Below are 26,729 nucleotides of genomic sequence, written 5' to 3'. Positions count from 1 at the left end.
AGATAGAATAGTAGGTTTATTGTTGTACTGGCACCTGTATTTGATAGTCAATTAGTTTTAATATCTGACCGGTTTGATCCCTGATTAGTCTTAAGCGGTTAAAGGCATCATATTCATAGGTCATAATTATCCCATTTTCACTAATCTCGCTTGTGATACCAATAAGTGGTATATGTGTGTAAGTCGTCATTTTACTATCAACAGGATATAATTTCAATTCATCAATCACGGCGGCTCCTGTTATAGTGATAGTACCATTACTCAAATTTGTTAGCTTGTGCTTGTAGAAGGTGAATCCTTTGGCTGTACTTCCCGCTTCTGTCTTGTTACTTGCACCAGATATATTCAACGGTCCATTTTTACTCCAATAAGACAAATAATAATTTTTGCTAACAAGTAAATTATTTTTGACGATATTACCACCACTTAGATTGAAAGACTGAGTACCTGTCATTCCTTCAGTGAGACGAGCTCCTCCTGTGATATTCCAGTTCCCAGATCCATCTGCTTCAAACGACGTATAAGCTATATCCGTAACGTTTGCATTTAGAGCATGTGCAATAGGGAGATCCATATTATAGTCATACAGATATGCCTCTGGGCCTCCGTTTGCTTTATGTACTTGCTGAAGGTTGCCTATCAGGTCATAATTGTCAAAATAAAGTTCAGGTGTATATGCGCTATTTAGTATTAGTTGATTAGCGGCAGTTATATTAGAAGTACTCGTATCGGTCAGCGGTGTTTCAATCCGTGTTTTATAAATCAGCGCTGGTTTATAAACATTATTAACTGGCACAAAGGTGGTAAATTGTCCGTCGACTAATTTCTTATTACCATTTCTAATCACCAAGCTACTTTGTTCTATTGCTGGTTCAATGATATGTCTATTCTTCATTTGTCTGACGAATGATACATCTGCTGCATCTGTAAAATCACTCGGGTATTTATATCTATTAATGGTTAGACTACCATCACTCATTTCAGTTTCTTCCCTGGTAACCTGTTTATGATCGATATTTCCATAATTAGATGTCTTTTTGCTCACAATTGTGCCTGTTGAAGCGTATTGTGTTGTTTCTTCCCATGCTTGAGTCACCCATTCTGAATAGTTATCATACCTTTTAACAGCAAAGTCTTCCTGCATTGAACGGGGAATACTATTCAGTACTACTCCGACCATTTTTGCTGTGTTCTCAATATTATAGGAGTAATTAATTTTCTTCAGGATATTTCCGTCCTTATCATAAGTTAATATTTGTATAGGGCGGCCGTCAGTGCTATTTCTCCGAAACGGCATTCCAGGATAGTTAACATCACTTGAAAGACCCCCTACATTGATATATTGAAACTCTGTCTTACCACCTTGACCGATTGCACCTAAGATTTCTGTCACTTTGCTATACCCCACTATACCTCCCGATGCACCAAGACCCTGGGGGTATTGTGTCGTTGAAGTTGCATATCCATATAAACCATAATAAGAACAACGAGGTTCCGGTCCTCCTTGATGATAGCCATTGTTAACCATCGTATAGAACCCCGAGTATCTGAAAGGAGTCAGTAGTTTGCCGGAGGATTTTCCAGCATCTGTATAATCGTATTTTTTAACAAAAGAAATACCTTCCACTGTACTGTCAGTAATTGACTTAATACGAATTCCGCCGCCTTTTCTACTGTCTACTTTTACCTTGGACTCCCAGCCTACTGAAGCGAACATCGAATATTCCTGCGTATAGGATAATTCCAGCTGATATTTCCCTGGAGGTAACCTAACTTCAACGATCTCATTTATCCCTCCTTGCTTCATTTCGGAATTATAAGATTTCACTATGGCACCTTTACTATTCCGGATTGCAACAAACGATTTCTGTGTAAATCTCAATTCACAGGTTTGACAGTTTATTTCGGAATATCCGTAGTTCAATTTAAGTGGTACAAGTGCATAGGGATCGTCGGATGGGATATCTGTCTCCAACAATTCGAATTTTGTTACCTGATCATAATGGTCAACAGGATTAGCCCTAATGATCTGAAATTTAGAAATCACATCATATGCATCATCAAGAATTAGATTACCATATTCATTTAATTCGTATTCAAAGTTTGTACTACCTCCGGTTGGATATTTGACCCATGTTAAGGTGCCAGGCAAAACTAAACTAGAGTCTTTTGCAGGCGTTCGTACTGCGCCACTAGTAGCTTGGAATACTTTAGGTATTAGGGTCGAATTAGAAGTATTTCCGTTATAGAATCCCCAGTGATCTATTGCCTTACTTACTTTTGAAGGCAGCGTATTTCCAAAATAGTTAAGTACATATGCTGGTTTACGTAAATTCCCCTGACCAATCTCAACCACGGAATCCAGCCTTAGTCTCTTTTCCAGAGCATTGAAATTGTCCTGATTAAAGTAGCTATGATAGAACTGAAATTTCTTCAACAATAACCCGTTCCTATCTTTCGCCGTGATAGCGGTTAATCGCTGCGGACGTTTGTCAGCAGTCCTGGCCTCAATATCGTCCCTTGGAGCTGTCTCAAACTCAATCTGACCGTTATCAAACGTTATTTTCTTAAGGTATATGTCAGTATTTAATTGACGGGAGGCGGCGTATGTCCATTGCATAGGCGGTGGAGAAAGGGAGCCTGCCGTACAATCCCATTGCGGATAAGTATAGTAAACTGATTCATTTTTACCAACCCGACTAAGGCTTTCGGACTTAATATACTCGAATTTCATCGTATTGCCTGCGGCTGAGACAATAGAATCAAGGTACCATGCCGTAGTTATATCATCTTTTTGCACATCAGCAATGAAATAGCTAAGATCTGCATTATCCGGGACCTCACTATATAATGACGTAGAATAGTAATCTTTACTATATTCAGCAGAAGAAAAATAATAGGAATAACCGTTTCCATCTTTTATCACCCAGGTCCCCTCCTGGTACTTGATTTCCAGGTTATTCTGTTCGTTGAGATAAACTGGTCCGCCATCTATTCGTTTGCCTAAGACAAAACTGCCAGAAAATGGCCCGAAATTATAGTTAAAGATATCTGGTTCTCCATCTACCTCCCCTCTTGAAATAGCGTCAAAATAGGCTCTCTCACCGGTAGGGTTGGGCCCTAATGGAATAGGTTCCTGGTAAACGCTGGGGGGAAAACGGGAAGCATAATAGTAGCCGGCATTGTTCGTTTTTGTAAAATCCGGTATCCCTCTTACGATACGTGTGATGGCTCCACCAGCCGACAAATTCCATCCGAGACCCGCCCAACCGGCTTCCTGTGCTACTTTAACGCCCGTAGCACTATAGTCCAACTGGATACTGAGACTGTTATCCCTTGACTTGATCTCATAAATAGGAATATTAATCACGGGAACTCCTGTATAAGTACCTACTTTCAGGTTGCCATAAGTACCTATTGAGGCCGCTGTCGGTGTAGGAGGAATTATTTTATTAGCGGCATAAGGAGACTGTGCTTGTACACGTGCCAACAATACAGTCAAAGTGAAGAAAAGGATTACTCCCCATCTTTGTAGACAATTATTCATAGATATTTTAAATAGCGGTGGTTCTAATTTTGTAACTATTCACAGGTAAACCTTCTAATATCAACATTAGATATCATCATATTTCTCACCTGTACAGGTGAGATTATAACAAGACAAAGTTGACTTAGCATTTAACATTGTATCTGCGTTGTTAAAAATATAGGTATTAAGTAAAAATCTTATAACGCATAACGCTGAAAAACCGGGGCAAATAAAATACTTTTCTAGCAAAGCAACAACAATTTAGGGGAATAGGATGGCTTGTTTGTCACGCCGTTGTTCGTAGCCCACGATAGATCGCAGGCATATAATAGATATAGTCTTACGACTTTTACAATTCATATTTCCGGCAAATCTCCTTATAGAAATATGAAAAACGCCGCATGCTGTAACCAGCATACGGCGTAAATTATAACAAGACACAATAACGAACCTTTTATTTGAGCTTCACCTGTTTAAGGTCGGCGCCATTACGGACTTCTTCATTGGCAGTTTCCAGCAGGATATCGCCGCTGTTCAGTGGGCCGAATATCTCTGTTTTGCCTTCCGCATCGCGGCCTTTTTTCACTTCCACCCACTCCGCTTTCTGATTGTTGACACGGATGACCATTGTCTTTTCGGCCGTGGTTACTACGGCTGTGCTGGGGATCACGAAGGTACTGTCGCTACCGGCAAGGGGTATCTGTACTTCAGCGACCATGCCTGGCAGCAGGAGTTTACCGTCGTTGATCACGTCCATTTCGATCCTTTGGGAGCGGAGGCGGCCATCGAGTGCACCGGCGAGACGGCTCACTTTGGCGGTGAACGGATGTTCCGGTAGTGACTTCACGGTGAATGTGACCTCGCTGTTGTTGTTCAGGTAGCTGGTATAAGCTTCCGGAACGGATACTACCAGACGGAGTTTCTTTTGTTCCTGCAAGGTGAACAGCGGGAACTCGGAGCCTTTACCGGCGGGGCCTACATAGGCACCGGCGCTGACATTCTTCTGGCTGATGATGCCGCTGAATGGTGCGCGAATCTCCAGGTAGTTCCTGTTGTCGCCGATCTCTTTATGAGCGGCTTTGGCAGCCTGCAGCTGTGCGTAATCGGATTTCTGACGGGCCAGTGCGAGGTCCAGATCGTTCTGAGATACGGTACCTGGTGTCAGGCTGGTTTCGTACAGACGATCGTAGTTAGCTTTGCTGGCCAGGTAGATGGCCTCCTGTGATTTCAGGCGGGATTCTGCGCCGGAGAGTTGTGAATTGATTTCCGGAGCTTCCATAGAAGCGAGCAGCTGGCCGGCGCTCACCTGGGAGCCTACATCTACATAGAGCTTTTTTACAAAGCTGTTCACTTTTGCATATATATCAACCTGTTGGAAAGCGATGAGCTCTCCGGGTATACGTAAGGAGGAAGAAAGCTGTCCTTTCTGCAGGGAGAAGGCCGGGAGGGCTGCCGGTGCGGCGGCTGTCGTTTCACTTTTTGATTTGCTTTCGGAGGTACCACAGCTGTTGAGGGTAACAGCGGCGGCCAACAGACCCAGCCACAGCGGGCTTACACCAGTGCGAAGATTTATTGTATTCATACTACGATGATATAAAGATTCAAAATTAATATTTAATGCGCTATCCTTCCTGTTGCTCATTGTTATTCAGGTATTGCTGTGATTCTGCATAGAACTTGCTCTCTTTGTTGCCCGGATACAGTGATACGGAGGCGGTAGAGGTTTTCTTTTGTATCCATGCGAATACGAGCGGCAGGATGAAGAGTGTTGCGAACGTAGAGGCTATCAGGCCTCCTATCACTGCTCTTCCCAGCGGAGATGCCTGGTCACCACCTTCGCCGAGGCCGGCCGCCATAGGTATCATACCGGCCACCATGGCGAGGCTGGTCATGAGGATGGGACGGAGACGTAATGCTGCCGCTTCTTTTGCGGAGGCGATCGCATCGCCGTTGTGGCGGCGGAGGTGTTCTGCATTGGTGATGAGCAGTACCGCATTCGAGATGGATACTCCAACGGACATGATGATACCCATATATGACTGGAGGTTCAGCGTAGAACCGGTCGCAACGAGCAGTAGCAGGGAGCCAAGCAGTACCGCAGGTACGGAGGTCAGTACGACCAGGGACACCTTAAAGGACTGGAAGTTGGCCGCCAGCATAAGGAAGATCACGATAATCGCTACGAGCAGTCCTGATTGCAGGCTATCCAATGTTTCATCGAGGGTGTTGATCATACCGATAGGCTCGATGAACACACCACGGGGGAGTTCTCCTAATGAAGCGACGGCTTTACGTACATCTTCGGAGGCGGCGCCGAGGTCTTTATCGTTCAGGTTGGCGGTAACGGACAACATGGATAATGCACCGAGGTTGTCTGTCTGACCGTAGGTGGTCGTGGGTGTGAGGGTTGCTACATCACTCAGTACCGGGCGGGAGCCGTTTCTCAGTACGGGTATCTCTCCTATATCGTTGATGGATTTCATTTTGCTTTCAGGCACCTGTACCTGTACGTTGTAGCTCAGGCCGATGCGTTCGTCGATCCATACGTTCTTTTCGGTATAACGGGAAGAGGATGTGGAGGCGATAAGAGAGCGGGACACATCCGACATGTCTACGCCCAGCTGTGCGGCCCTTGTTCTGTCTACCTCTACATTGATAGCCGGATATTTATTAGACTGTGAAAGCTGTACATCGCGCAGGTAAGAGATCTGTTTCAGTTTGTCGATCACTTTGGCGGCGTATTCTTCGTTCAGTTTTTTATTACGACCGGAGATACGTACTTCTACCGGTGTTGGTGAGCCCTGGCTCAATACTTTATCGGTTAGTTCGATCGGTTCGAAGGACACGAGTACATCCGGCAGCTGTTGTTTGAGTTTGTTGCGGATGTTTTCCTTGAGTTGTTCCAGGTTAGTATGATAGTCTTCCTTGAGGCTGACTTGCAGCACAGATTCGTGTGGGCCTGCCATAAAGAGGTATAGCGGGCTGGTGGAGAACAAGGAAGGATGTTGACCGACGTAGGCGGAGGTGATGGAGATATTTTCTTTACCCACGATAGATTCTATGGCGTGGGTGGCGGCGATGGTTTTTTCTTCCGTGCGTTCCATACGGGTGCCTTCGGGGGCGCGCATACGTAGCTGGAATTGTTTACCATTTACTTTAGGTAATACATCGCGGCCAATGCTGGATAGCATCCATACTGCCAGTCCGCTGATGATCACCAGGTAGAGTACTCCTACGATGGTGCGGTAAGGAAACAGGCGATCGAGGAAGCGCATGAATCTGTTACGGAATTTCTCGAAGCGGCTGATCTTACCATCGTTGTTACTATCTGCTCTTTCTACCAGTGCTTTTTTCTGATCCCAGGTATCTCCTTCGCTTGCGGCGATGGCGGGTAGGGCGTGACCACCTTTATGATGGCTTTTCATTACCCAGTTGGCCATTACGGGTACGAAGGTCTGAGACAGGAAGTAGGAAGTGACCATGGAGAAGGCGATGGCCATAGCGAGTGGCAGGAAGAGTGATCCTGGTATGCCTTTCATGGTGAATGCCGGTGCGAACACTGCCAGGATGCAGAAGAGGATGAGCAGTTTTGGCAATGCGATCTCTTTACAGGCATCCCATATGGCGAGGGCTTTGGGCTTGCCCATATCCATGTGCTGGTGAATATTTTCTATGGTCACGGTGCTTTCATCCACAAGGATACCGATGGCTAGTGCGAGACCGCTGAGGGTCATGATGTTGATGGTCTGACCGAAGAGGTTGAGGAACAGTACGCCGGAGATGATGGAGGTGGGGATGGTGAGGATCACGATGAGAGCGCCTCTGGCGTCGCCGAGGAATATCAACACCATGAGACCGGTGAGGATGGCGCCGATGGCACCTTCGCTCAGCAGGCTTTTTACGGCATTGATCACGTAGGTGGACTGGTCGAATTCGTAGGTCAGCTGAACATCTTCGGGCAGCTGTGCTTGTAGTTTGGGTAATGACTTCTTCAGGTTTTGTACTACTTCCCAGGTGGAGGCATCGGCGGATTTGGCGATGTTGAGGTATACGGAGCGTTTACCTTTTACCAAGGCGTAACCTACGGAGATATCGGCGCCATCTTCTACGGTAGCGACGTCTCTCATGTAGAGGTTTTGTACGCCCCCTTTGAAGATGGGAATATTTTCGAAGTCTTTGATGGTATGCATGGAGGTGTTGGTCGGTGTCAGGTAGTTTTTGTCGCCGATGCGTACGTTACCTGCCGGTGCGGTTTGGTTGTTGATGCGCAGGGCTTCTACCAGCTGGTCGGGTGTGAGCTGGTGGGAGCGCATGAGTTCCGGGTCTGCTTTGATCACGACGGTGCGGACGTTACCACCGAATGGCGGAGGAGCAACGAGACCGGGGATGGAAGTGAACGATGCTCTTACGTAGGTGTTGGCGAGGTCGAGCAGCTGGTTGTTTGTTTTGGTGGGGCTGCTTACGACGAGTTCACCGATGGGCAATGTGGAGGCATCGAATCGGATGATGAACGGGGGCTGCGAGCCGGGCGGGAAGATGGCCTGTATCCTGTTGGTGAAGGCAGTCAGTTCCGCCGCGGCTTGTGCCATGTTAGTACCCGGATAGAAGTTGAGCTTCATCAGAGTGAGGCCCTGAATATTTTTGGTCTCTATGCTTTTCAGACCATTAACATAGAGGAGGATGTTGACATATTGTTTACCGAAGTACGCCTCCATTTGAGCGGGGGTATATCCACCAAAGGGGTGGGCGATGTACATTACGGGGAGGTCTAATTTTGGAAAGATGTCGATCTTGATTTCCCTTACGGCTTTGATACCGAAGAAGAACAATCCGGCCACCAGTACGAGGATGGTGATAGGTTTGTTCAGTGCGCTTTTAATAAGTCCCATTGTTGCGGTTTAGAATTTCCAAAAATGCTGATGCGGAAGGCGTGGCCTTAAAATTCCCGCATAAACAGATCAAAGTTGCCTACGGCGGCGGCTTTCAGCAGTAAGGCCTGCCATACGTTGCTGTAGGCGATATCGCGATCCGTTTCGGCGCGGCTGACGGTATAGAGTGCCTGCGTGACTTCTACCAGGTTGGACAATCCGTTTTTGTACAATACGGTCTTTTGCAGGTAGGCATCTCCGGCGGCTTTCACTTGTACGGGTGCTTCATGGTAGTTATCCAATGCATTTTTCATTTTGGTATCGGCCAGTACGGTTTGTGCTTTGAGTTGCTGATCTATCAGGCCGTATTCTTCCTGGAGGCCTTTGGAGGTGAAGCCTTGTGCGCTGCTTTGCTGGTGGATGCGGAGTATGCCTGTGAGGTTCCAGGTGACGCCGATACCGACGAGGTAGTTACTGCGGCTGGGTTTGATCCCTTCCCAGTAGTCGTGGTTGAAGGCGGTCTGGTCCTGGGCGTAGGAGGAGCTGAATCCTGAGCCACGGGTCTGATAGACGGAGAACAGTGAAAACGCCGGGTATTGTAAGGTGCGGATGTAACGTTGTTGTTCATCGCTGAGAGCAATACGGCTTTTGTAGAAGTTGAGTATCGGGTGATCGGCCATGTTGGCGGTGTCTGTGAGTACGGACGGTATTCTTGTCAGGAAGAGGGTATCTAACTGGAAGGTTTGTGCGGGTACACCCATGAGTTGGGCCAGTTGGTTGGCCTGTTCTTGTTCGAGGTCTCTGGCTTTGGTGAGGGTGATGCGGGCGTTGGACACTTCTGCATTTGCGAGGGAGGAGTCTACGCCGGCGATCAGGCCGTTCTTTACTCTTCTTACGACTACGGCGCGGAAGGTATCAGCCCGTTCGAGGTTGCGTTCCCAGGATCGGGTGAGGCGTTGTGCGGCGAGCAGGTTGAGGTAGGCGCCGGCGACTTTTACGCCTTGGCGGAACTGTTCCTGCTGGTAGTCTTTTTCATTTTGGAAGGCGGTGGCCTGGGCGGTCTTTATCCTTTCTTTTGCGCGGCCGAATGCGAAAAAGTCCCAGTTGATGTTGGCCAGGTAGGAGGCGCCGAATGCGGCGTTCCAGTTTTGTTTGGGCAAGGGTAAGCCGGAGGAGGCTACGCTTAAACCATTCAATCCGTAGAGGGGGCCGTTTTGGCCGTTCACAGTACCATAGTCTTGTTGGCCAGAGATATTTACGTTAGGCAAGTATTCTCTTTGGGCTTGTTTTACTGAGGCTTGCGAGGATTGTAGGTAATAAGCCTTTGCTTTAATGGTTCCGTAATTGTTCAATGCTGTTTGGACAGCATCTTTCAACGTCAGCACCTGCGCTCCGGCACTACTGCTGCATAGGCAGCAGACTGCCAGTACGCACAGGCGTAGCGGGTGATTTGTAAACATCGTAAATAAATGAGCGTTATTGCATGCCAGTTACTACAACTGGATTCTCACGCAAAATGAGCGCATCATTTTGAAGCAATTTTGAAGAAGGCTCCTCGGTAGGAAATTTTACTCTAATTATGTGATGAGTGGCAACGTATTCATATTGGATATCGAAGTGACTGGAGTCGCATATTTGTTTAACGATGGCCAATCCTATGCCAATGGAGTCGTTGCATTGATTGCTTTTCTTAAAGCGGCGGAACAGTTCCTGGGTGGGTACTTCGGGGGGTCTGCCGGTGTTGCTGATCTCGAGTTGTTCGTCGTTGAGTGTGATGGCGATATAGCCACCTCTCATATTATGACGAATGGCATTGCTTACCAGGTTGCTCACGAGGATATCTACGAGTGCGGGATGCATTTTTACTTTCACCGGTTGAATATAGCTTTTGACCTGGATATCTTTGAGATGTATAAGGTCGCGAAAGGTTGCCAGTGTTTCCATCATACATTTGCCGAAGCCTACTTCTTCCCGTTTATCATATTCCTGGTTTTCCAGGCGTGTCAATAAGGCTAATGCCCTATGGATACGGGATAGTTTTTCGACGGCGTTTTGCATGTCTCCTATCAGTTTGGCTTGTTGGCCATGAATCTCTGATTCGGAGAGGAGGTCGAGTTTACTGCGGATGACGGATAAGGGTGTCTGAAGTTCGTGGGAAGCATTTTCTGTAAACTCTTTGAGGGATGCGTAGTCTTCGATGGCCTTGTCGGTCATGCGGGTGAGGAAACAGTTCAGTTCCTTAAACTCTTCGGTGTTGGTGGCAGACAGCGTCAGTTTTTGTTTGTTTTTGAGGCTAAACTGCTGGATGCGGCTCATGGTGTGATGAAAGGATGCCAATATATATTTAGACACGAGCCTTGCGGTGATGCCGACGGCGAATACGAGCAGTACCAGTTTCCAGAGGATGGAGTACAGTAGACCTGCCCTGAGTTGTTGTGGTCGCAGTACGTGGTCGGTGGCGGTGAGCTGATAGTGCTGTCCGTTGATCTTATAGTGATTGGTGAGGAGCAGCTGGGTATCGGCTTGTTTTAATTCGGGATCTTCTTCGATCTCACGTTGTTGTACTTCTTCTGTCTTCTCGGGCAAGGGAGATGACAAGGGAATAACTGCGATGGCTACGCCATGAATATATGGGGAAGGCTGTACGCCTCTTTGTACTTGGGAGGCTACTTTATTATTAATGGCTCTTAGTTTTTCGATGGCGCCATTGTCAGCCTGGTGTTTAATATTATAATAGGTGATCACACTGCATACCGGAATCAGGATGACATTGATCCCGAGGTACCACAGTGTAAAGCGGTCTACTAACTTCATTGTTTGGAAGTATTAAATTTATAGCCCAGGCCGTATACTGTACTGATATAATCTGTACCCTGTGCTGCACTTATCTTCTTGCGGATGTTTTTTACATGTTGGTATACGAAGTCAAAGTTAGACAAGTTATCTGTATAATCGCCCCACAAATGTGCGGCGATGGACTGGCGGGAGAGCACCCTGTTTTTGTTTACTACAAAGTATAGGAGTAGTTCAAACTCTTTACGGGTGATATCCAGGAGCTGGTCGTTGACGGTGGCTTCGAGGGTATCTGTGTTGAGGCATATCTCATTAAATATGATGATATTGCTTCCATTGAGTTTCTTCCGGCGGTAGATGGCTTTGAGGCGGGCATGTAGTTCCGGGAGGTGAAAAGGTTTGGTGAGGTAGTCATCGGCGCCTTCGTCGAGGCCCATGATCTTATCGTCGAGGGAGTTTTTAGCGGAAATGATGAGTATACTGCTTTGGATGTTCTCTTTACGGATGAAGGACAGCAAGTGGAGGCCGTTGCCATCAGGCAGCATGATATCCAGCAGGATACAATCATACTGAAAGGACACGAGGCGGTCCTGGGCGTCGGTAATATTATAGCTTACTTCACAGATATAGCCTTCCCTGGCCAGGAAGTCGTGGATGCTGCTGGCCAGCTCTTCATTGTCTTCAATCAAAAGCACTTTCATACCGATGCAAATTTATTTATAAATCTGAAGCAATTTTGAAGTCCTTCCTGTGACGGCCCGGGGCGGTATATCGCTTGTAGTGGCGGGTATGGTGTGGCTCCTCTCCTATTGCGGGATTGCCCTGTAAAGTTTTGGTCAGAAATTTATTTCCTGTTTTAGTTGCAAAATCGGATTATTTGCAACAATATTGCAAATAATTACCTTAGACACATGATCAGCATACAGACCACCGATCTAACGAAACGATACGGTACGCATACTTCATTGTATCAATTGAACTTAAGCATTAGCAGGGGGACGGTTTATTGTTTGCTAGGGCAGAATGGGGCCGGCAAGACGACGACGATCAACCTGTTATCTGGTTTTACGCGACCCAGTAGTGGTACGGTGCATATTAACGGGCAGGAAGTAAGGCCGGATGATCCAGCGGTGCGGAAGGCGGTGGCTTATATCCCGGAGGTGGTGCAGTTGTACGACAATCTGAGCGGAATGGAGAACCTGCGTTTTTTCAGTAGCCTGGCCGGTTACCGGTATAAGCCAGCAGAGTTGTCGGTTTTTTTGCGGGAAGTGGGATTGCAGGAGGAGGCGCATGAGCATCGGTTGGGTACTTATTCGAAGGGGATGCGTCAGAAGGTGGGTATTGCGATTGCGCTGGCGAAACATGCGGAAGTGATATTAATGGACGAGCCTACGAGTGGATTAGATCCTAAGGCGACGGCGGAGTTCACGCGGATATGCAAGGAGCTGGCGGCGGCTGGTAAGACGATCTTTATGGCGACGCATGATATATTCAATGCTGTTAATGCCGGTACGCAGATCGGCATTATGAAACAAGGGATACTGGTGCATACGGTGGCTACGTCTGCTATCACGGCGGACGAATTACAACAGCTCTATCTGGAGACTATTTAATCCAATCAACTATATACGATATGAAATTATCAGCGCTTACGGGCTGCCTGTTATTGTCGTGCCCGGGCGTCACAGCACAGCTATTGCCTGCTGGGGATACGTTGACCCGGCGGGATACCAGCATACTTACTACTGCGGCATCGCGACGTCAATTGCAGCGTGTGGAGGTGGTAGGCCGTACGTCTAAACAGTACAACAGCGACTATTCTTTTTCTGTGACTAAGATCGGTGTATTGAACAAGGATATTCCGCAAAGTATCAGTACGGTCACGAAGGAGTTCATTGCCGACAGGCAGGCATTCCGGGCTGGCGATGCGATCAAATATATCAACGGTGTAAGTCCGGTGAGTTTTTATAGTCATTATGCGATCCGTGGGTTGACGCGGAATGAGGAGACGCGTATTTATAATGGGATGCGTACTTCTCAATATTTATTCAACCAGCCGCTGACCAATAATATAGAGCGGATAGAGGTGATCAAGGGGCCTGCCAGTGCGACTATATCCAATGCTGATCCTGGTGGGAGTATCAATATGGTGACGAAGAAGCCGTTGGCGGAAGCCCGGCGTCAGGTGAGTTTGGGCACCGGTAGCTTTGACACTTACCGGGCGGCGGTGGACCTTACGGGCCCTTTGAATAAACAAAAGACGCTATTATACCGATTGAACATTGGGTATGAAGATGCGCAGAGTTTCCGTAACCTGATCTACCGGAAGGCCTTTTTGCTGGCGCCCTCTATGACCTATATCATTAACGAGAAGAGCCAGGTGAATGTGGAGCTGGTGGTGGGCAGGGACCAGTCGCGGCTGGACCGGGGGCAGCCAATTTTTGGAGCGGTAGATGGCAAGACGCCGCTGACCACTACGCCGATCAACTATTCCATGAGTATGCCTAATGATCGTAATGTGCAGCAGGATATTAAGTTCTTCGGCAATTTCACGCACCGTTTTTCTTCTCATATTGGATTTACCCTGTCTTATATGAAGCAGGTATGGCGGGAGGATCTTTTCGAGCACCGCACGAATAATGCCTTTGCGGTAGATAGTGCCGGCAAGGCGATACCTACGCTGGCGGCGATGCAGATCTTCCAGCGGTTGCAGCGATGGACGACGGACAATATTACCGCGTATTTCAATATTGACTGGAAGACGGGGCCGGTATTGCATAAGATCGTAGCCGGGTATGATTACCTGTCGCTGACGAAGCCGAGGGGTAATACACAGAATACGGCGAAGGGGTACCGTAATGCTGACAATACTGGTTTTATCAGCAATTATGATCCGTCCAAACCATCTCAATACCAGTATACCACTATTGACGGTAAGCGGGTGCCGGTACCGAATGTGCCCTATTTCAATCTAGCTGATCCGCAATACCTGTTGCGGAATGAAGGTGATTTCCTGTATTTGCGGGAGGAGTTTGCGCCATCGAAATACCAGGTGAACGCGATCTATGTACAGGACCAGTTGTACTTCCGGGGATTCATACTGACGGCCGGTTTGCGGCAGGAGTGGTACCAGGATGTGCTGAATCATCAATTGCCGCAGGAGCAGCGAGTGAATCAGCATAAGCTGATCGGACGTATGGGATTGAGTTATGCGGTTAATGAGCATATCAATACGTATGTGACCTATATACAAGGATATAATCCGCAGACGGCGTCCAGCCTGGTACAACCTAATGCCGGCGGTCCTTTTGATCCGTTGATCACGGATATGCGGGAGGGAGGTATTAAAACGGAGTGGCTGGGCGGCCTGTTGAAAGCCAGCATGGCGTATTACGATGTGCGCTCGCGGAATATCCTGGTATATACCGGGTTGGATAAGCCCGCGTTGGCGCAGCGTGGCGCTGAGGGTAGCCATGGGCTGGAGGTAGAAGTGAGCGGGCGTATTTTGCCCGGATGGCAGGTGATGGCCGGGTATGCTTATACGGATGCGCGGATCACCGATGACATCAAGCAGCAGAATATTGGTTTGCGCAAGGAGAACACCCCTTGGAATAGTGGTAGCCTGTGGACGCGATATGATTTCCGCAGTGCGGTCATTAAAGGACTCGGGTTGGGTGCGGGGATGCAATATCGCGGCGAGCGTATTCCCTGGTTAAGCCGAGCTTTCCTGATACCCGGTTATACGGTGGTAGATGCGGCGATCTATTATAAGGTCAAGGGTATACAGGTGGCGGTGAATGTCAATAATCTATTTAATAAAACCTATTGGACAGGTGCGTATAGTTTCTTCCAGCTGTTTCCCGGGGAGCCGAGGAATGTGCAGGTAAACGTCACCTATCAATTCTAAATCTGTTCACGACATGCATTTTTCGACGATCAGGATCATTGCTGTACAGGAGTGGCAGCTTATTTTCCGGAACAGGACGGCGCTGATACTATTTGGTGTGCTGGCGGCTATCTTGCTAACGGCAACGGGTATAGGCTGGCAGCAGCAACGGCAATATCAGCAGCAGCGAAAGCAATACCAGGCAGAGGTACAACATCAGTGGATGAACCAGCCGGACCGGCATCCGCACCGGGTGGCGCATTATGGTTACCTGGTATTCAGGGACCGGTCGCCCCTCTCCTTTTTTGATCCCGGTTTGTCTTCTTTCGCCGGTAATGCTTTGTTCTTGGAGGCGCACCGTCAGAATACGGTGAATATGAGCGAGGCTGGTTTTTCGAACGGTATGCTTCGTTTCGGGGAATTGAACATAGCGATGGTGTTGCAGTTGCTGGTGCCGTTGTTTATCTTTTTCATCGGCTTTGGTACGGTGGCGGCTTTACGCGAGAGCCAGGTATTGAAGCTGCTGATCAGCCAGGGTGTTAGTTTTACGGAGCTGCTGACTGGCAAGACGCTCGGTATTGCGGCGGTGACATTGGCATTGTTCGGACCGGTGGTCATCGTGACGATGGGCGGCTGGTTATTATTATACCAGGGTACTGTGAGTGCGGATACCTGGTTACGGATGCTACTACTGCTTTTAGTATACGCCGCTTACTTTGTAATCTGTGCCTGGATCACGGTGCTCCTATCTGCGATCAGCCGGAGTGCCCGAGGCGCGTTACTGACGCTGCTGGTGTGTTGGATCACCTTTTTCATCATAGTGCCGAAGGCGGCGCAGACGGCAGGGTCCAATCTTTACCAGGCGCCGGATAAGATCGCTTTTGAGCATATGCTGGAAGCTGCCCTGGAAAAAGAAGGGGACAGTCATAATCCTGACGACCCACATTTTAAGGCTTTCCGGGATGCTGTGTTGCGACAATATCATGTGAAGGATGTGAAGGAGCTACCCTTTAACTACAGTGGTTACCTGATGGCGGAGGGGGAGCGCATTACGGCCCGGATATTTAATATCGCGTATACTGATCTGATCGATACTTATCAACGGCAGAACGATGTAGCCGGTATCCTGTCTTTTTTTGACCCTTATCTGGCGGTACGTATCAGCTCTATGAGCCTGTCGGCTGCTGATATGCATCACTATGTCGATTTTCAGCGGGAGGCGGAGCGGTATCGTTTCAATATGGTGCAAGGGTTGAATGACATTCATGCGCACCAGATAGATGCGCGGCAGAATTCTACGCAGCGGGTCAGCAATAAGAACTGGCAGCGGCAGGCGGCATTCTTTTATCAGCCTAAAACTACGGGGTGGTCTGTACGACATCAGTGGGTACCTTTGGTAGCTTGTGCCTGGTGGGTGCTGGCAGGTATTCTTCTCATCAATATTGTTTCAAAACGTATTCATGTTTAATATGGATTACAGGAGTATTATATTATTGGAGGCCCGGCAGTTCCTTCGCGGGCGGACGATCCTGGTGGTATTAGTATCGGTATTTATTTTAGGCTGTTACGGGTTGTACCACGGGCGGCAGGTGAGGGATCACCAGGAGACGGTGATCAGTGCGATACCTACTATTGAGCAGGAGCATACGGCGAAGAACATTTCCTATAATGCCGGTAAGCCGGTGGGAGGCCCGCTGTATTACCAGTATTTCTATACGACGAATCCGCCGACGCCCTGGGCGGCTTTTGCTATTGGTCAGCGGGATGTGAACCCTTATCATCTGAAGGTGAAGATGCTGGCGATCGAGGGTCAGTTGTATGATACGGATCTGAGCAACCCGGTTACGTTGCTGGCCGGCAACCTGGATGTGGCCTTTGTCTTTGTGTTCCTGTTGCCATTGGTGATGATCGTGTTCTGTTATAATACATTGTCGGGCGAGGAGGAATCGGGGGTATGGAAGATCGTGCGATCTATGCCTATCTCTCCGGTACGGCTGCTGGCGATGAAGCTCGCGGTACGATTTCTGACGTTGCTGGTGCTGGCGGTCTTTTTGTTCTTTACGGCGCATGTGTGGCTGGGGTTGCCGGTGGGTTTGACCTCTTTATATATGGGGCTGGTCCTCTTTTTATACCTGTTGTGCTGGTTTAGTATTATCGCGTGGGTGATCACGTGGCAGCGGTCGTCGGGGATGAATGCGGTGATACTGGTAAGCATCTGGATAGGGCTGACGATATTACTGCCCGGGTTGGCGAATACGTTGCTAAACAGTGCTATACCTGTTCCGGAATCTTTTGAGACGACGGTGGCGCAGCGGCAGGGGTATCATGAGAAATGGGATCGTCCGGTGATGGAGACGATGGAGCGTTTTTACCAGGTGTATCCGCAATACCGTAATTATCCATTTTCGAAAGATACTTTTTCTTATGCCTGGTATTATGCGATGCAGCTGCAAGGGGATGAAGCGGCGGTTCATTCTTCGAAGACGCTATTTGACAAGTTGGGGCAGCGGCAGCTGTGGGCAAACCGGGTTGGTTATTTGCTACCTACTATTAATGCGCAGCAGCAGTTGAATCACCTGGCTCGTACGGACCTGGCGGATCATATTAGTTACCTGACGGCGGTGAAGGACTATCACCGGGAGGTGCGGGAGTACTTTTATCCATATATTTTCCGGCATCAGGTGACGGAGCAGGCGGACTGGCTGCATATGCCGGTGTTTCGTCCGAAGGTGTTTGCGGCGGTGACATTGCCTTATAGCAGTTTATTATCGTTGTTCGTGTTCACGATCGTGTGTGGCGGTTTGGGATGGAGGAGAAGCAGGCGATTGTTTGTGCAGGGAAGTTGATATACAGGGATGCTTATACGAATGTTATACCTTAATTAAAGGAAAGCTATAGGATAGGTGGACGTGAGCATATAAACAATTCATTTTCAGACACTTGAAAAACGCCTATCCTCTATTGACGCGGCTTTCCGGGATATGCATATAAATAATTGATCTTTAAACAGATACAATACATAATTATTATCTGAAATATATAAATATGATTGGCGGGGTAGCATTTGGTTGTTTGGCAGTCGTTGCTTGTAATAAGAAAATCTTGGCATACATTTACCCTTTGGGAGATCATTGATTCCCGGGAAGAATTTAAAGCTGATCATGCAAAAGATCCTTATTGTAGAAGACGAAGTTAAGGTAGCGAATGCCATCCGCAAGGGGTTGGAGGAGAATGGTTTTGAGGTGGATGTAGCATATGATGGCCGTGTGGGTAAGAGTTTGGCGACGGGTAATATATACGATATGCTGATATTGGATCTGAACCTTCCTCATAACAATGGTTATGAGGTTTGTGAGGCGGTTCGGCGGAGTAATAACCGGGTGCCTATTATTATGTTAACGGCATTGGGGGGTATGGAGGATAAGATGCAGGCATTTGGGTTGGGGGCGGATGATTACCTGGTGAAGCCATTTGATTTCCGGGAGTTGCTGGCGAGGATACGGGTATTTTTAAAGCGTGCTGGTGCTGACACGCCGTTGAACACACAATATAAGATTGCGGTATCGGACCTCGAGATAGACCGGGAGAAGAAGGAAGTGACGCGTGCCGGTAAAAAGATCGCGTTGACGGCCAAGGAGTATCAGTTGCTGGAGTTTCTGGCGCTGCATAAGGGTCGTGTTATATCTAAGCTCACCATTGCGGAGAAGGTGTGGGATATTGATTTTGATACGGGCACCAACGTTATTGAGGTGTATATTAATTTCCTGCGAAAGAAGATCGACAAGGACTTTGAGCAAAAATTGCTGCATACCAAGACGGGTATGGGTTACTATCTCTCTGAAGAATAAAAACGGCCGTTCTCCCCGGTGAAGATCAAATATAAAATAGCACTTTATTATACGCTTAGCGCGGCATTGTTGCTGGTGGCCTTTGCGACGCTGGCATATTATCTGTCTGCGAAGTCGCGGCAGCAGGAGTACCTGGAGCGGTTGGAATACCGTGCCCGGTCTATTGCCAGTGTGGTGTTGGAGGGTAATATAGTGAAGGTGGAGTTATTGCGGGAGCTGGACCGGACGACGTTCCAGGATCTGTATAAGGAAGCTATCCTGGTATACAATACGAAGTATGATGTTCTTTATTCGAATATAAAAGATACGGCTATACGTACGAACCGTAGTTTGCTGGATCATATTGTCAAGTATAAATTTTATTCCAACGAGTCGGCTGGCCGGGAGGTGGTGGGTGTATTCTATACGGAGGAGCAGCAGTCGGTGATTGTGCTGGTATCGTCTTTTGACAAGTATGGGTTTCAGAACCTGCAGAGCCTGGAGCAGATATTGATCATTGAGTTAGCGGTGGCGGTGATCATTTTGATTGCGGTGGGTTATTTCTTTGCGAAAAAGATGATGAAGCCGGTGGATCAGTTGGTACAGCAGGTGGACAGTATCAATGCGAACAACTTGCAGGATAAGCGGGTGGCGGTGAAGGGGCGGGATGAGATTGCGCAGTTGGGGGCGAACTTCAACACGATGTTGCAGCGGCTGAGTAGTTCTTTTGACTTACAGAAGAGTTTTGTGAGTAATGCTTCTCATGAGTTAAGGACGCCATTGGCGGCTATGATCAGCCAGTTACAGGTGATATTGTCGAAGGAAAGGGAGAAGGATGATTATATCCAGACGTTGAATTCGGTGTTGGAGGAGGCGGAGAACCTGTCGGATCTGACGAACGGGTTGTTGCAGCTGGCGCAGTCTGACCTGGGGCAGCAAAAGCTGATATTCAGTCCGGTACGTATTGATGAGTTATTGCTGGAGATGGGTAATTTGGTGCGGATGAAAAATAAGAGCAGTTACAAGATCGAGTTGCGGTTTTTGAAGGAGCCGGAGCAGGATACGCAGGTAACTTGCCTGGGCAACGAAAGTTTACTTAAAGTATTATTTATCAATTTATTAGATAACGCCTGTAAGTTTTCGGCGGACAATACGGCCAGTGTTTCGATTGATTTTTATACCCGTCATATTATGGTGCAGGTGCAGGATAATGGGATTGGTATACCATCTGGGGAGGTGAGTAAGATATTTGAGCCATTTTACCGGGCTAATAATGCCCAGCAGGTGCGCGGGCATGGTTTGGGGCTTTCTATATGTAAAAAGATCGTGCAAATACACCAGGGGCATATTTCTGTCAGTTCGGATGAGGGCCGGGGTACGATCTTTACGGTATTATTGCCGCAGTTACCTCTGGATGTGCCGGACAGTGATGGATCTTCTACGTTGATATTACAAGGCGGCAGCTTCCCTCCTGCTTTGCCATCGTTATGATAATGTTTGTTGGCTTCTCTTTCTATCTCCTTCAGTTTTAATGTGTTTTTAATGTGGCTTAAAGGCGTCTTTAATTGGCGAGTCGGAATTTTGTATCATCAAACCAAAGCGATAGATGCGAACAACCGAATTTATTTTAATGATCTTTTTAAGTCTGGGAATTGTGGTACCTGCCTCAGCACAGCAAGAGCTGCGGCAGCCGCTTACGATGAGGGCGGCGGAGGATAGTTTTTTAGTGAAGAATTACCTGCTCCTGGCGCAGCGCTACCAGGTAGATGCAGACAAGGCGTTGATCCGGCAAGCGAAGTTATGGGACAATCCCTCTTTCAGTGCGCTTTTTGGATTTAACAGTACCAACAACATCAAGCCTTTTTACATAGGGAAGGGAGGTCAGACGCAGTATACGATCGACCAGGTGGTGCAGTTGGCGGGCAAGCGTAACAAGAATATACAGCTGGCGACGACGAAGGCTACTTTGAGTGAAGCGACTTTTGATGAGTTGCTGCGTACGTTGCGGATGCAGTTACGGCAGAATTATTTCAATCTTTATTTTCAGCAACAGACAGAGACGGTGTTAAGGACGCAGCTCCGGAATTTACAGGAGATTGTTGAGGCTTATACCATTGCGGATAAGAAAGGTAGTGTAGCGCATGCGGACCTGATCCGGCTGAAGGCTTTACAAATAGGTCTGGAGAATGACTATGCGGATTTCAAGCAACAGGAGTTGGAATCGCAGAAGAACCTGCAACAATTATTACATACCCAGGATTTTTACAGTGCGGAGATGCAGCCATCTGATACGGAGCGTTATTCACTGGATGGCCTGAACCTGCAACAGTTACTGGACTATGCGGCACAGAACCGTCCGGATGTGAAGATGGCGCAGGCGGAATATCTTTCTGCCACTGCCAACTACCAGTTACAGAAGGCGTTGGCGACGCCAAACCTGCATGTGGGCGCCAACTACGATAAGCACGGTACTTATATTGACAATTTTATAGGCTTACAGGTAGGGATAGATCTCCCGTTCTGGAACCGTAATCAGGGGAACATACGCTCTGCCAAGTTGCAGGTTGCTTCTGAGGAGCAGCAGTTGAAGCAGCAGCAGAGTGTAGCGCAGACGGAGGTGTTGAATGCTTTCGAGCAGATACGTGCGATAGAGAAGCGTTATCCTGGTGTGATACTGGAGGATTTCCAGCAGGAGTATAACAAATTGATTGACGAAGTAGCTAAGAACTTCAGTAAAGGAAATATATCGCTGCTCCAGTTTATCGACTATTTCAACAGTTACAGTGACCACGTTAAGAACATCAACCGGTTCCTCGCCAATCGCATGAATGCGTACGAAGAACTTAATTATGCAACAGGACAAGAACTATTCAACAAAAAGTAAGTACATGAAACGGCCCTTTATAATTATCGGTATTTCCCTTCTGATGGCGGTAGCTATCAGTAGTTGCAAACGTACTGAAGCCACGCAATCTGAGAAAAGCACTTTCGTACTGAGCGATACTATGCTGCAAGCTATTCATATAGATACTGCAGCGATGCGCCCCGTGTTGAATGAATTAAGATTATCAGGTAAAGTAGCCCCTAACGGAGGAAAGGTATTGAAGGTATATCCTCTGGTGAGTGGTTATGTAGAAGATATAAAAGTACAATTAGGCGATTATGTGCAGAAGGGTCAGGTGTTGGCGGTGATCCACAGTGCGGAGATCGCGGATTATGAGAAGCAGCTTGCCGAGGCTCGTTCTGACAAGGCGGTAGCCGAGAAGAATTTGAAAGTGGCGCAGGACCTGTTTGAGAGCAGGCTGAGTACGGAGCGGGATGTGGTGAATGCGAAAGGTGAGCTGGCGAAAACGGATGCGGAGATCACCCGGTTGAATGACCTGTTCAAGATATACCGGAAGGGCAAGGGAGCGACCTACCTGGTGACGGCGCCTATCTCGGGGTATGTGATCGAGCGTAACATCAATAACAATATGGAGATCCGTTCGGACAACAGTGCCAACATTTTCACGATCTCTGAGTTGGATGATGTGTGGGTGGTAGCGAATGTATTTGAGACGGATATAGCGAGGATGAAGGAAGGATATGAAGCGGACGTGGTGACTATCAGTTATCCGGATGTGACTTTCCATGGTAAGATCGATAAGATCTACAATTTCCTGGACCCGGCTACGAAGACGATGCAGGTGCGTATCAGTATTGACAATAACAATATGTTGCTGAAGCCGGAGATGTTTGCTACGGTGTATGTGAAATACCGTGACAATGATTCCAAGATAGCGATTCCTTCTTCTGCGGTGATCTTTGATAACAGTAAGAACTATGTGCTGGTATTCAGGGACAAGAACAATATAGATGTAAGACAGGTGGAGGTAGCGAAGACGGCTGGTGATACGACTTACCTGGACAATGGTCTTAAGCCAGGTGAGCAGGTGATCTCGAAGAATCAGTTGTTGATCTATGACGCATTAAAGAACTAATGACTCAACTCCCCCTGTTTAGGCAGGGGGTCTATTGAACCGCTTCAACAGACCGTCTTACCAAAGACTATCAACCTTATGAACAAATTTATCAGAAATATAGTCGCCTTTTCACTGAAGAACAAGCTGTTTGTCTTCATTATGACGGGCGCCCTTATAGTGGCGGGGGTATTCAGTTTTGTCCACACACCTATTGAGGCATTTCCGGATGTGACGAATACGCAGATTGTGATCGTGACGAAGTGGAATGGCCGTAGTGCGCAGGAAGTGGAGCGATTTGTGACGTTGCCGATCGAGGTGTCTATGAATGCTGTGCAGAAGAAAACCAGTGTACGTTCGGTGACGATGTTTGGTCTTTCTGTGGTAAAGATCATATTTGACGATGATGTGGAGGATTTCTTTGCCCGTCAGCAGGTGAACAATATGTTGCAGAGTATTAGTCTGCCGGAGGGTGCGGACCCGGAGATACAGCCACCTTATGGTCCTACTGGTGAGATCTTCCGTTATTATCTGAAAAGTGCCAAGCGGGATTCGCGGGACCTTCTTACCTGGCAGAACTGGGTGATAGATCGTCAGATCCGTAGTGTACCTGGTGTTGCGGATGTGGTGGCTTTTGGTGGTCAGGATAAGATTTACGAGATCTCTGCGGACCCGGTGAGGCTGTTGAAATATAATATTACGCCCCTGGAATTGTACCAGGCTGTAACCAAAAGTAACGTGAATGTGGGCGGCGATGTGATAGAGAAGAACGGGCAGGCTTATGTGGTAAGGGGTATTGGTTTGCTGGTGAGTATACAGGATATTGAGAACATCATCATTGAGAATATAAACGGTGTACCGCTGACGGTAAAAGACCTGGCAACGGTACGGGAGGCCTCGGCTCCCCGGGTGGGGCAAGTAGGTTTGGGTCACCAGGATGACCTGGTGGAAGGTATCATTGTGATGCGTAAGGGGGAGAATCCGTCTGAGGTGATCGCCCGGGTGAAGGATAAGATCAACGAGTTGAACGAGACGGTGTTGCCGGAAGACATCAAGATGGCTACGTTCTATGACCGTGACAACCTGATGGAGTTTTGTACGCATACGGTGATGCACAACCTGATAGAGGGGATCATTTTTGTGACCGTGATTGTGTTCATCTTCATGGCGGATTGGCGGACGACGGTGATCGTATCGATCATCATACCATTGGCGCTGTTATTTGCGTTTCTCTGTCTGCGTATGAAAGGTATGAGTGCAAACCTGCTGTCTATGGGAGCTATTGACTTCGGTATTATTATAGACGGTGCGGTGGTAATGGTAGAGGGGATATTTGTGATGTTGGATCACAAGGCGCATAAGTATGGGATGGAGCGGTTCAACAAGATGGCGAAGATGGGTTGGATCAAACAGACCGGAGGAGAATTGGCGAAGGCGATCTTTTTCTCGAAGCTGATCATCATTATCTCTTTGATCCCGATCTTCTCTTTCCAGAAAGTGGAAGGTAAGATGTTTTCTCCGCTAGCCTGGACGTTAGGGTTTGCGTTGTTGGGAGCGCTGTTGTTCACGCTTACGCTGGTGCCGGTGCTCAGTAATATCTTATTACGTAAGAATGTAAAGGAGAAAAATAACCCGGTTGTTAATTTCTTTGACCGGATCGTTATAAGCGGATTTAACTGGACCTATGCGCACAAGCGACTGAGTCTGCTGATTGCGCTCGCCTTTATGGGACTGACGTTCCTGTCGGCCAAGTTCCTTGGTACGGAGTTCCTGCCGCAGCTGAATGAAGGGTCGTTGTGGGTGACTACGGAGTTGCCGATGAGTATGTCGTTGACGGAGAGTGTGAAGATGGCGCATAAGATACGGGAGGACCTGAGTGCGTTCCCCGAGGTGAAGGCGGTGTTGTCACAGACGGGACGTTCCAACGACGGTACAGACCCTAACGGTTTCTACTTTGTGCAATACCAGGTGGACCTGTTGCCTAAGGGTGAATGGAAACGTAAGATCACGCAGGATGAGCTGATTGGTCAGATGGAAGGCAAACTGCGTAAGTATCCCGGTATTATACTGAACTTCTCGCAGCCTATCTCTGACAACGTATCTGAAGCAGTGGCAGGTTTTAAGGCCAGCAACGGGGTGAAAATTTATGGGGATGATCTTACTAAACTGGAGAGTTTGTCGCAGCAGGTGATCAAGGAGCTGAAGACGGTGCAGGGGGTACGTGACCTTGGGGTGATCCGTAATATTGGTCAACCGGAGATGAGTATCAACCTGAGTGATAATAAGCTGGCGCTGTATGGAGTATCTACGGCAGATGCGCAGGCGGTGATAGAGATGGCGATCGGTGGTAAGACGGCTACGCAGCTGTTCCAGGGTGAGAAGAAGTTCGACATCAGGGTACGTTATGACGAGAACTACCGTAAGACGGAGGATGACCTGGCGAACTTGATGGTGCCTACGTTGAATGGCAATAAGGTACCGCTGAAGGAGCTGGCAACTATTTCTACTATTACGGGACCGGCCTTTATCTATCGTGACGGTAACAAACGATTCATTGGTGTGAAGTTTTCTGTGCGGGACCGTGACCTGGGAAGTACGATTGCGGAAGCGCAGCAGAAAGTAAATAAAGTAGTGTCTTTACCGAAAGGGTACAGCATAGGTTGGACCGGTGAGTTTGAGAACCAGGTGCGTGCGACGAAACGTCTGGGGCAGGTGGTACCGATCAGTATCATTGCTATTTTCCTGATCCTGTTCATTATGTTGGGAAGTGTGAAAGATGCGGGGCTGGTGTTGATGAACGTGCCATTTGCTTTGATCGGCGGTATCCTGGCGTTGCATGTTACGAATATGAACTTTGGTATCTCTGCGGGAGTTGGTTTCATTGCGCTTTTTGGTATCTGTATACAGAACGGGGTGATATTGATATCGGTGTTCCATAAGAACCTGGAGGCGAGGATGTCATTGAATGAGTCGATCAAGATGGGTGTGCAGAGTCGAATACGACCGGTGGTAATGACTGCATTGATGGCGGCTATTGGTTTGATCCCGGCGGCGATATCTTCGGGTATAGGATCTGAAACGCAGAAGCCCTTGGCGATTGTGGTGATCGGAGGATTGATCACGGCGACTACGCTGACGTTGCTGGTGTTCCCGCTGATCTTCTATACAGCGTACAAGAATAAGACGGAAGCATTATAAGAGGTGTGAATCGTATTGACCTCATTATTAATGCAGAGGGAGCGGTTATTGAAATCATATTCTAACAGATTGGCCACAATGAAGACGAACAAACAGGAAGGTATAAACGAAAGGTCATGAAAAGAGAGCATGTTGTATACATTTTTTATCAAAGGACTGTTTACACCATGCTCATTATCAAGCATTCATCATCACTTTATAAACTCAAGTTTTAATCAAAACAAAACGTCAAACATGAAAAAGTTCATCCTCGCAATTGCCGTAGCTGCTTTCGCTATTTTCAGTGTAACCGGTGTTAATGCACAGCAACCTGCTAAAACAGAGCAAGCACCAGCTAAAGCTGAGAAGAAAGAGAAAAAAGAAAAGAAAGAGAAAAAGGAGAAGAAAGAAAAGAAAGAAAAGGCTGCTGCTTAATCTTACCACTACCACAACATTTATCTACGCTTAAAATACAAAAGCTATGAAAAAAATCATGTTAGCCATTGCTGTAGCTGCTATTGCTACTTTCAGTGTAACCGGTGTTAATGCACATCCTCAACAACCGGCAAAAACCGAGCAAGCTCCTGCTAAGGAAAAGAAAGCTGAGAAGAAAGCAGAGAAGGTGTCCAAAAAAGAGCATGAGAAGAAGGCAAAACCTGCTGAGAAAAAAGGAGCATAATCTGCCAACCG

Annotated in this window: 17 protein-coding genes; 11 read left to right on the top strand and 6 right to left on the bottom strand. The window is 47.7% G+C overall.

Features of this window, described 5'->3' with window-relative positions; all coding sequences use genetic code 11:
* Nucleotides 1–16: 16 nt before the first annotated feature.
* From KTO58_RS08975 to KTO58_RS08950, 6 genes are all read right to left on the bottom strand, one after another.
* Nucleotides 17–3,547, bottom strand: a complete 3,531-nt coding sequence (locus KTO58_RS08975) for a hypothetical protein (protein WP_225860150.1) — start codon at nt 3,545–3,547, stop codon at nt 17–19.
* A gap of 436 nt (nt 3,548–3,983) precedes the next feature.
* Nucleotides 3,984–5,111 carry an efflux RND transporter periplasmic adaptor subunit gene (locus tag KTO58_RS08970; protein ID WP_095839698.1) on the bottom strand — a complete coding sequence of 376 codons (1,128 nt, stop codon included), beginning with the start codon at nt 5,109–5,111 and terminating at the stop codon, nt 3,984–3,986.
* Between the two features lie 40 nt (nt 5,112–5,151).
* Complete coding sequence (locus KTO58_RS08965; RefSeq protein WP_095839699.1) at nt 5,152–8,418, bottom strand: efflux RND transporter permease subunit; 3,267 nt, start codon at nt 8,416–8,418, stop codon at nt 5,152–5,154.
* A 47-nt stretch (nt 8,419–8,465) separates the two neighbouring features.
* Nucleotides 8,466–9,857: a TolC family protein gene (locus tag KTO58_RS08960; RefSeq protein WP_095839700.1), complete on the bottom strand. Its 1,392-nt coding sequence runs from the start codon at nt 9,855–9,857 to the stop codon at nt 8,466–8,468.
* Nucleotides 9,858–9,873: 16 nt separating this feature from the next.
* Nucleotides 9,874–11,211 (bottom strand): sensor histidine kinase, encoded by a 1,338-nt coding sequence (locus KTO58_RS08955; RefSeq protein ID WP_095839701.1) that lies wholly within the window; start codon nt 11,209–11,211, stop codon nt 9,874–9,876.
* Complete coding sequence (locus KTO58_RS08950) at nt 11,208–11,891, bottom strand: response regulator transcription factor (RefSeq protein ID WP_095839702.1); 684 nt, start codon at nt 11,889–11,891, stop codon at nt 11,208–11,210. The genes KTO58_RS08955 and KTO58_RS08950 overlap by 4 nt, the downstream gene beginning before the upstream one ends.
* 210 nt (nt 11,892–12,101) lie before the next feature.
* Between KTO58_RS08950 and KTO58_RS08945 the strand changes: the two genes are divergently transcribed.
* The 11 genes from KTO58_RS08945 (at nt 12,102) to KTO58_RS08895 (ending at nt 26,718) form a co-directional block, all read left to right on the top strand.
* On the top strand, nt 12,102–12,803 hold the full coding sequence (locus KTO58_RS08945) for an ABC transporter ATP-binding protein (RefSeq protein WP_095839703.1): 702 nt from the start codon (nt 12,102–12,104) through the stop codon (nt 12,801–12,803).
* 20 nt (nt 12,804–12,823) lie between these two features.
* The gene (locus KTO58_RS08940) at nt 12,824–15,097 is read left to right on the top strand and encodes a TonB-dependent siderophore receptor (RefSeq protein ID WP_225860149.1); all 2,274 of its coding nucleotides are present in this window, start codon (nt 12,824–12,826) and stop codon (nt 15,095–15,097) included.
* 13 nt (nt 15,098–15,110) lie between these two features.
* Nucleotides 15,111–16,544 carry an ABC transporter permease gene (locus tag KTO58_RS08935; RefSeq protein ID WP_095839706.1) on the top strand — a complete coding sequence of 478 codons (1,434 nt, stop codon included), beginning with the start codon at nt 15,111–15,113 and terminating at the stop codon, nt 16,542–16,544.
* Nucleotide 16,545: 1 nt separating this feature from the next.
* Nucleotides 16,546–17,922 carry an ABC transporter permease gene (locus tag KTO58_RS08930; RefSeq protein WP_157753067.1) on the top strand — a complete coding sequence of 459 codons (1,377 nt, stop codon included), beginning with the start codon at nt 16,546–16,548 and terminating at the stop codon, nt 17,920–17,922.
* Between the two features lie 315 nt (nt 17,923–18,237).
* Nucleotides 18,238–18,924 (top strand): response regulator transcription factor, encoded by a 687-nt coding sequence (locus tag KTO58_RS08925; protein WP_095841641.1) that lies wholly within the window; start codon nt 18,238–18,240, stop codon nt 18,922–18,924.
* Between the two features lie 18 nt (nt 18,925–18,942).
* Nucleotides 18,943–20,394, top strand: a complete 1,452-nt coding sequence (locus KTO58_RS08920) for a sensor histidine kinase (RefSeq protein ID WP_095839708.1) — start codon at nt 18,943–18,945, stop codon at nt 20,392–20,394.
* Between the two features lie 115 nt (nt 20,395–20,509).
* Nucleotides 20,510–21,787 carry a TolC family protein gene (locus KTO58_RS08915; protein ID WP_095839709.1) on the top strand — a complete coding sequence of 426 codons (1,278 nt, stop codon included), beginning with the start codon at nt 20,510–20,512 and terminating at the stop codon, nt 21,785–21,787.
* Between the two features lie 4 nt (nt 21,788–21,791).
* The gene (locus KTO58_RS08910) at nt 21,792–22,883 is read left to right on the top strand and encodes an efflux RND transporter periplasmic adaptor subunit (protein ID WP_095841642.1); all 1,092 of its coding nucleotides are present in this window, start codon (nt 21,792–21,794) and stop codon (nt 22,881–22,883) included.
* A gap of 78 nt (nt 22,884–22,961) precedes the next feature.
* Complete coding sequence (locus tag KTO58_RS08905) at nt 22,962–26,060, top strand: efflux RND transporter permease subunit (protein WP_095839710.1); 3,099 nt, start codon at nt 22,962–22,964, stop codon at nt 26,058–26,060.
* Between the two features lie 234 nt (nt 26,061–26,294).
* Nucleotides 26,295–26,474, top strand: a complete 180-nt coding sequence (locus tag KTO58_RS08900; protein WP_095839711.1) for a hypothetical protein — start codon at nt 26,295–26,297, stop codon at nt 26,472–26,474.
* A 46-nt stretch (nt 26,475–26,520) separates the two neighbouring features.
* Nucleotides 26,521–26,718, top strand: a complete 198-nt coding sequence (locus KTO58_RS08895) for a hypothetical protein (protein ID WP_095839712.1) — start codon at nt 26,521–26,523, stop codon at nt 26,716–26,718.
* Nucleotides 26,719–26,729 lie beyond the last annotated feature (11 nt).

The organism is Chitinophaga pendula (assembly GCF_020386615.1).
In the GTDB taxonomy this organism is placed as follows: Bacteria; Bacteroidota; Bacteroidia; order Chitinophagales; family Chitinophagaceae; genus Chitinophaga; species Chitinophaga pendula.
The sequence above is the reverse complement of the archived record's forward strand: the minus strand, read 5'-3'. Positions and strand labels throughout refer to the sequence as shown.

Excerpts from the sequence above, each read along its gene's own strand:
- KTO58_RS08975 (WP_225860150.1), bottom strand. The coding sequence starts at position 3,547 with ATGAATAATTGTCTACAAAGATGGGGAGTAATCCTTTTCTTCACTTTG.
- KTO58_RS08970 (WP_095839698.1), bottom strand. The coding sequence starts at position 5,111 with ATGAATACAATAAATCTTCGCACTGGTGTAAGCCCGCTGTGGCTGGGT.
- KTO58_RS08965 (WP_095839699.1), bottom strand. The coding sequence starts at position 8,418 with ATGGGACTTATTAAAAGCGCACTGAACAAACCTATCACCATCCTCGTA.
- KTO58_RS08960 (WP_095839700.1), bottom strand. The coding sequence starts at position 9,857 with ATGTTTACAAATCACCCGCTACGCCTGTGCGTACTGGCAGTCTGCTGC.
- KTO58_RS08955 (WP_095839701.1), bottom strand. The coding sequence starts at position 11,211 with ATGAAGTTAGTAGACCGCTTTACACTGTGGTACCTCGGGATCAATGTC.
- KTO58_RS08950 (WP_095839702.1), bottom strand. The coding sequence starts at position 11,891 with ATGAAAGTGCTTTTGATTGAAGACAATGAAGAGCTGGCCAGCAGCATC.
- KTO58_RS08945 (WP_095839703.1), top strand. The coding sequence starts at position 12,102 with ATGATCAGCATACAGACCACCGATCTAACGAAACGATACGGTACGCAT.
- KTO58_RS08940 (WP_225860149.1), top strand. The coding sequence starts at position 12,824 with ATGAAATTATCAGCGCTTACGGGCTGCCTGTTATTGTCGTGCCCGGGC.
- KTO58_RS08935 (WP_095839706.1), top strand. The coding sequence starts at position 15,111 with ATGCATTTTTCGACGATCAGGATCATTGCTGTACAGGAGTGGCAGCTT.
- KTO58_RS08930 (WP_157753067.1), top strand. The coding sequence starts at position 16,546 with ATGGATTACAGGAGTATTATATTATTGGAGGCCCGGCAGTTCCTTCGC.
- KTO58_RS08925 (WP_095841641.1), top strand. The coding sequence starts at position 18,238 with ATGCAAAAGATCCTTATTGTAGAAGACGAAGTTAAGGTAGCGAATGCC.
- KTO58_RS08915 (WP_095839709.1), top strand. The coding sequence starts at position 20,510 with ATGCGAACAACCGAATTTATTTTAATGATCTTTTTAAGTCTGGGAATT.
- KTO58_RS08910 (WP_095841642.1), top strand. The coding sequence starts at position 21,792 with ATGAAACGGCCCTTTATAATTATCGGTATTTCCCTTCTGATGGCGGTA.
- KTO58_RS08905 (WP_095839710.1), top strand. The coding sequence starts at position 22,962 with ATGAACAAATTTATCAGAAATATAGTCGCCTTTTCACTGAAGAACAAG.
- KTO58_RS08900 (WP_095839711.1), top strand. The coding sequence starts at position 26,295 with ATGAAAAAGTTCATCCTCGCAATTGCCGTAGCTGCTTTCGCTATTTTC.
- KTO58_RS08895 (WP_095839712.1), top strand. The coding sequence starts at position 26,521 with ATGAAAAAAATCATGTTAGCCATTGCTGTAGCTGCTATTGCTACTTTC.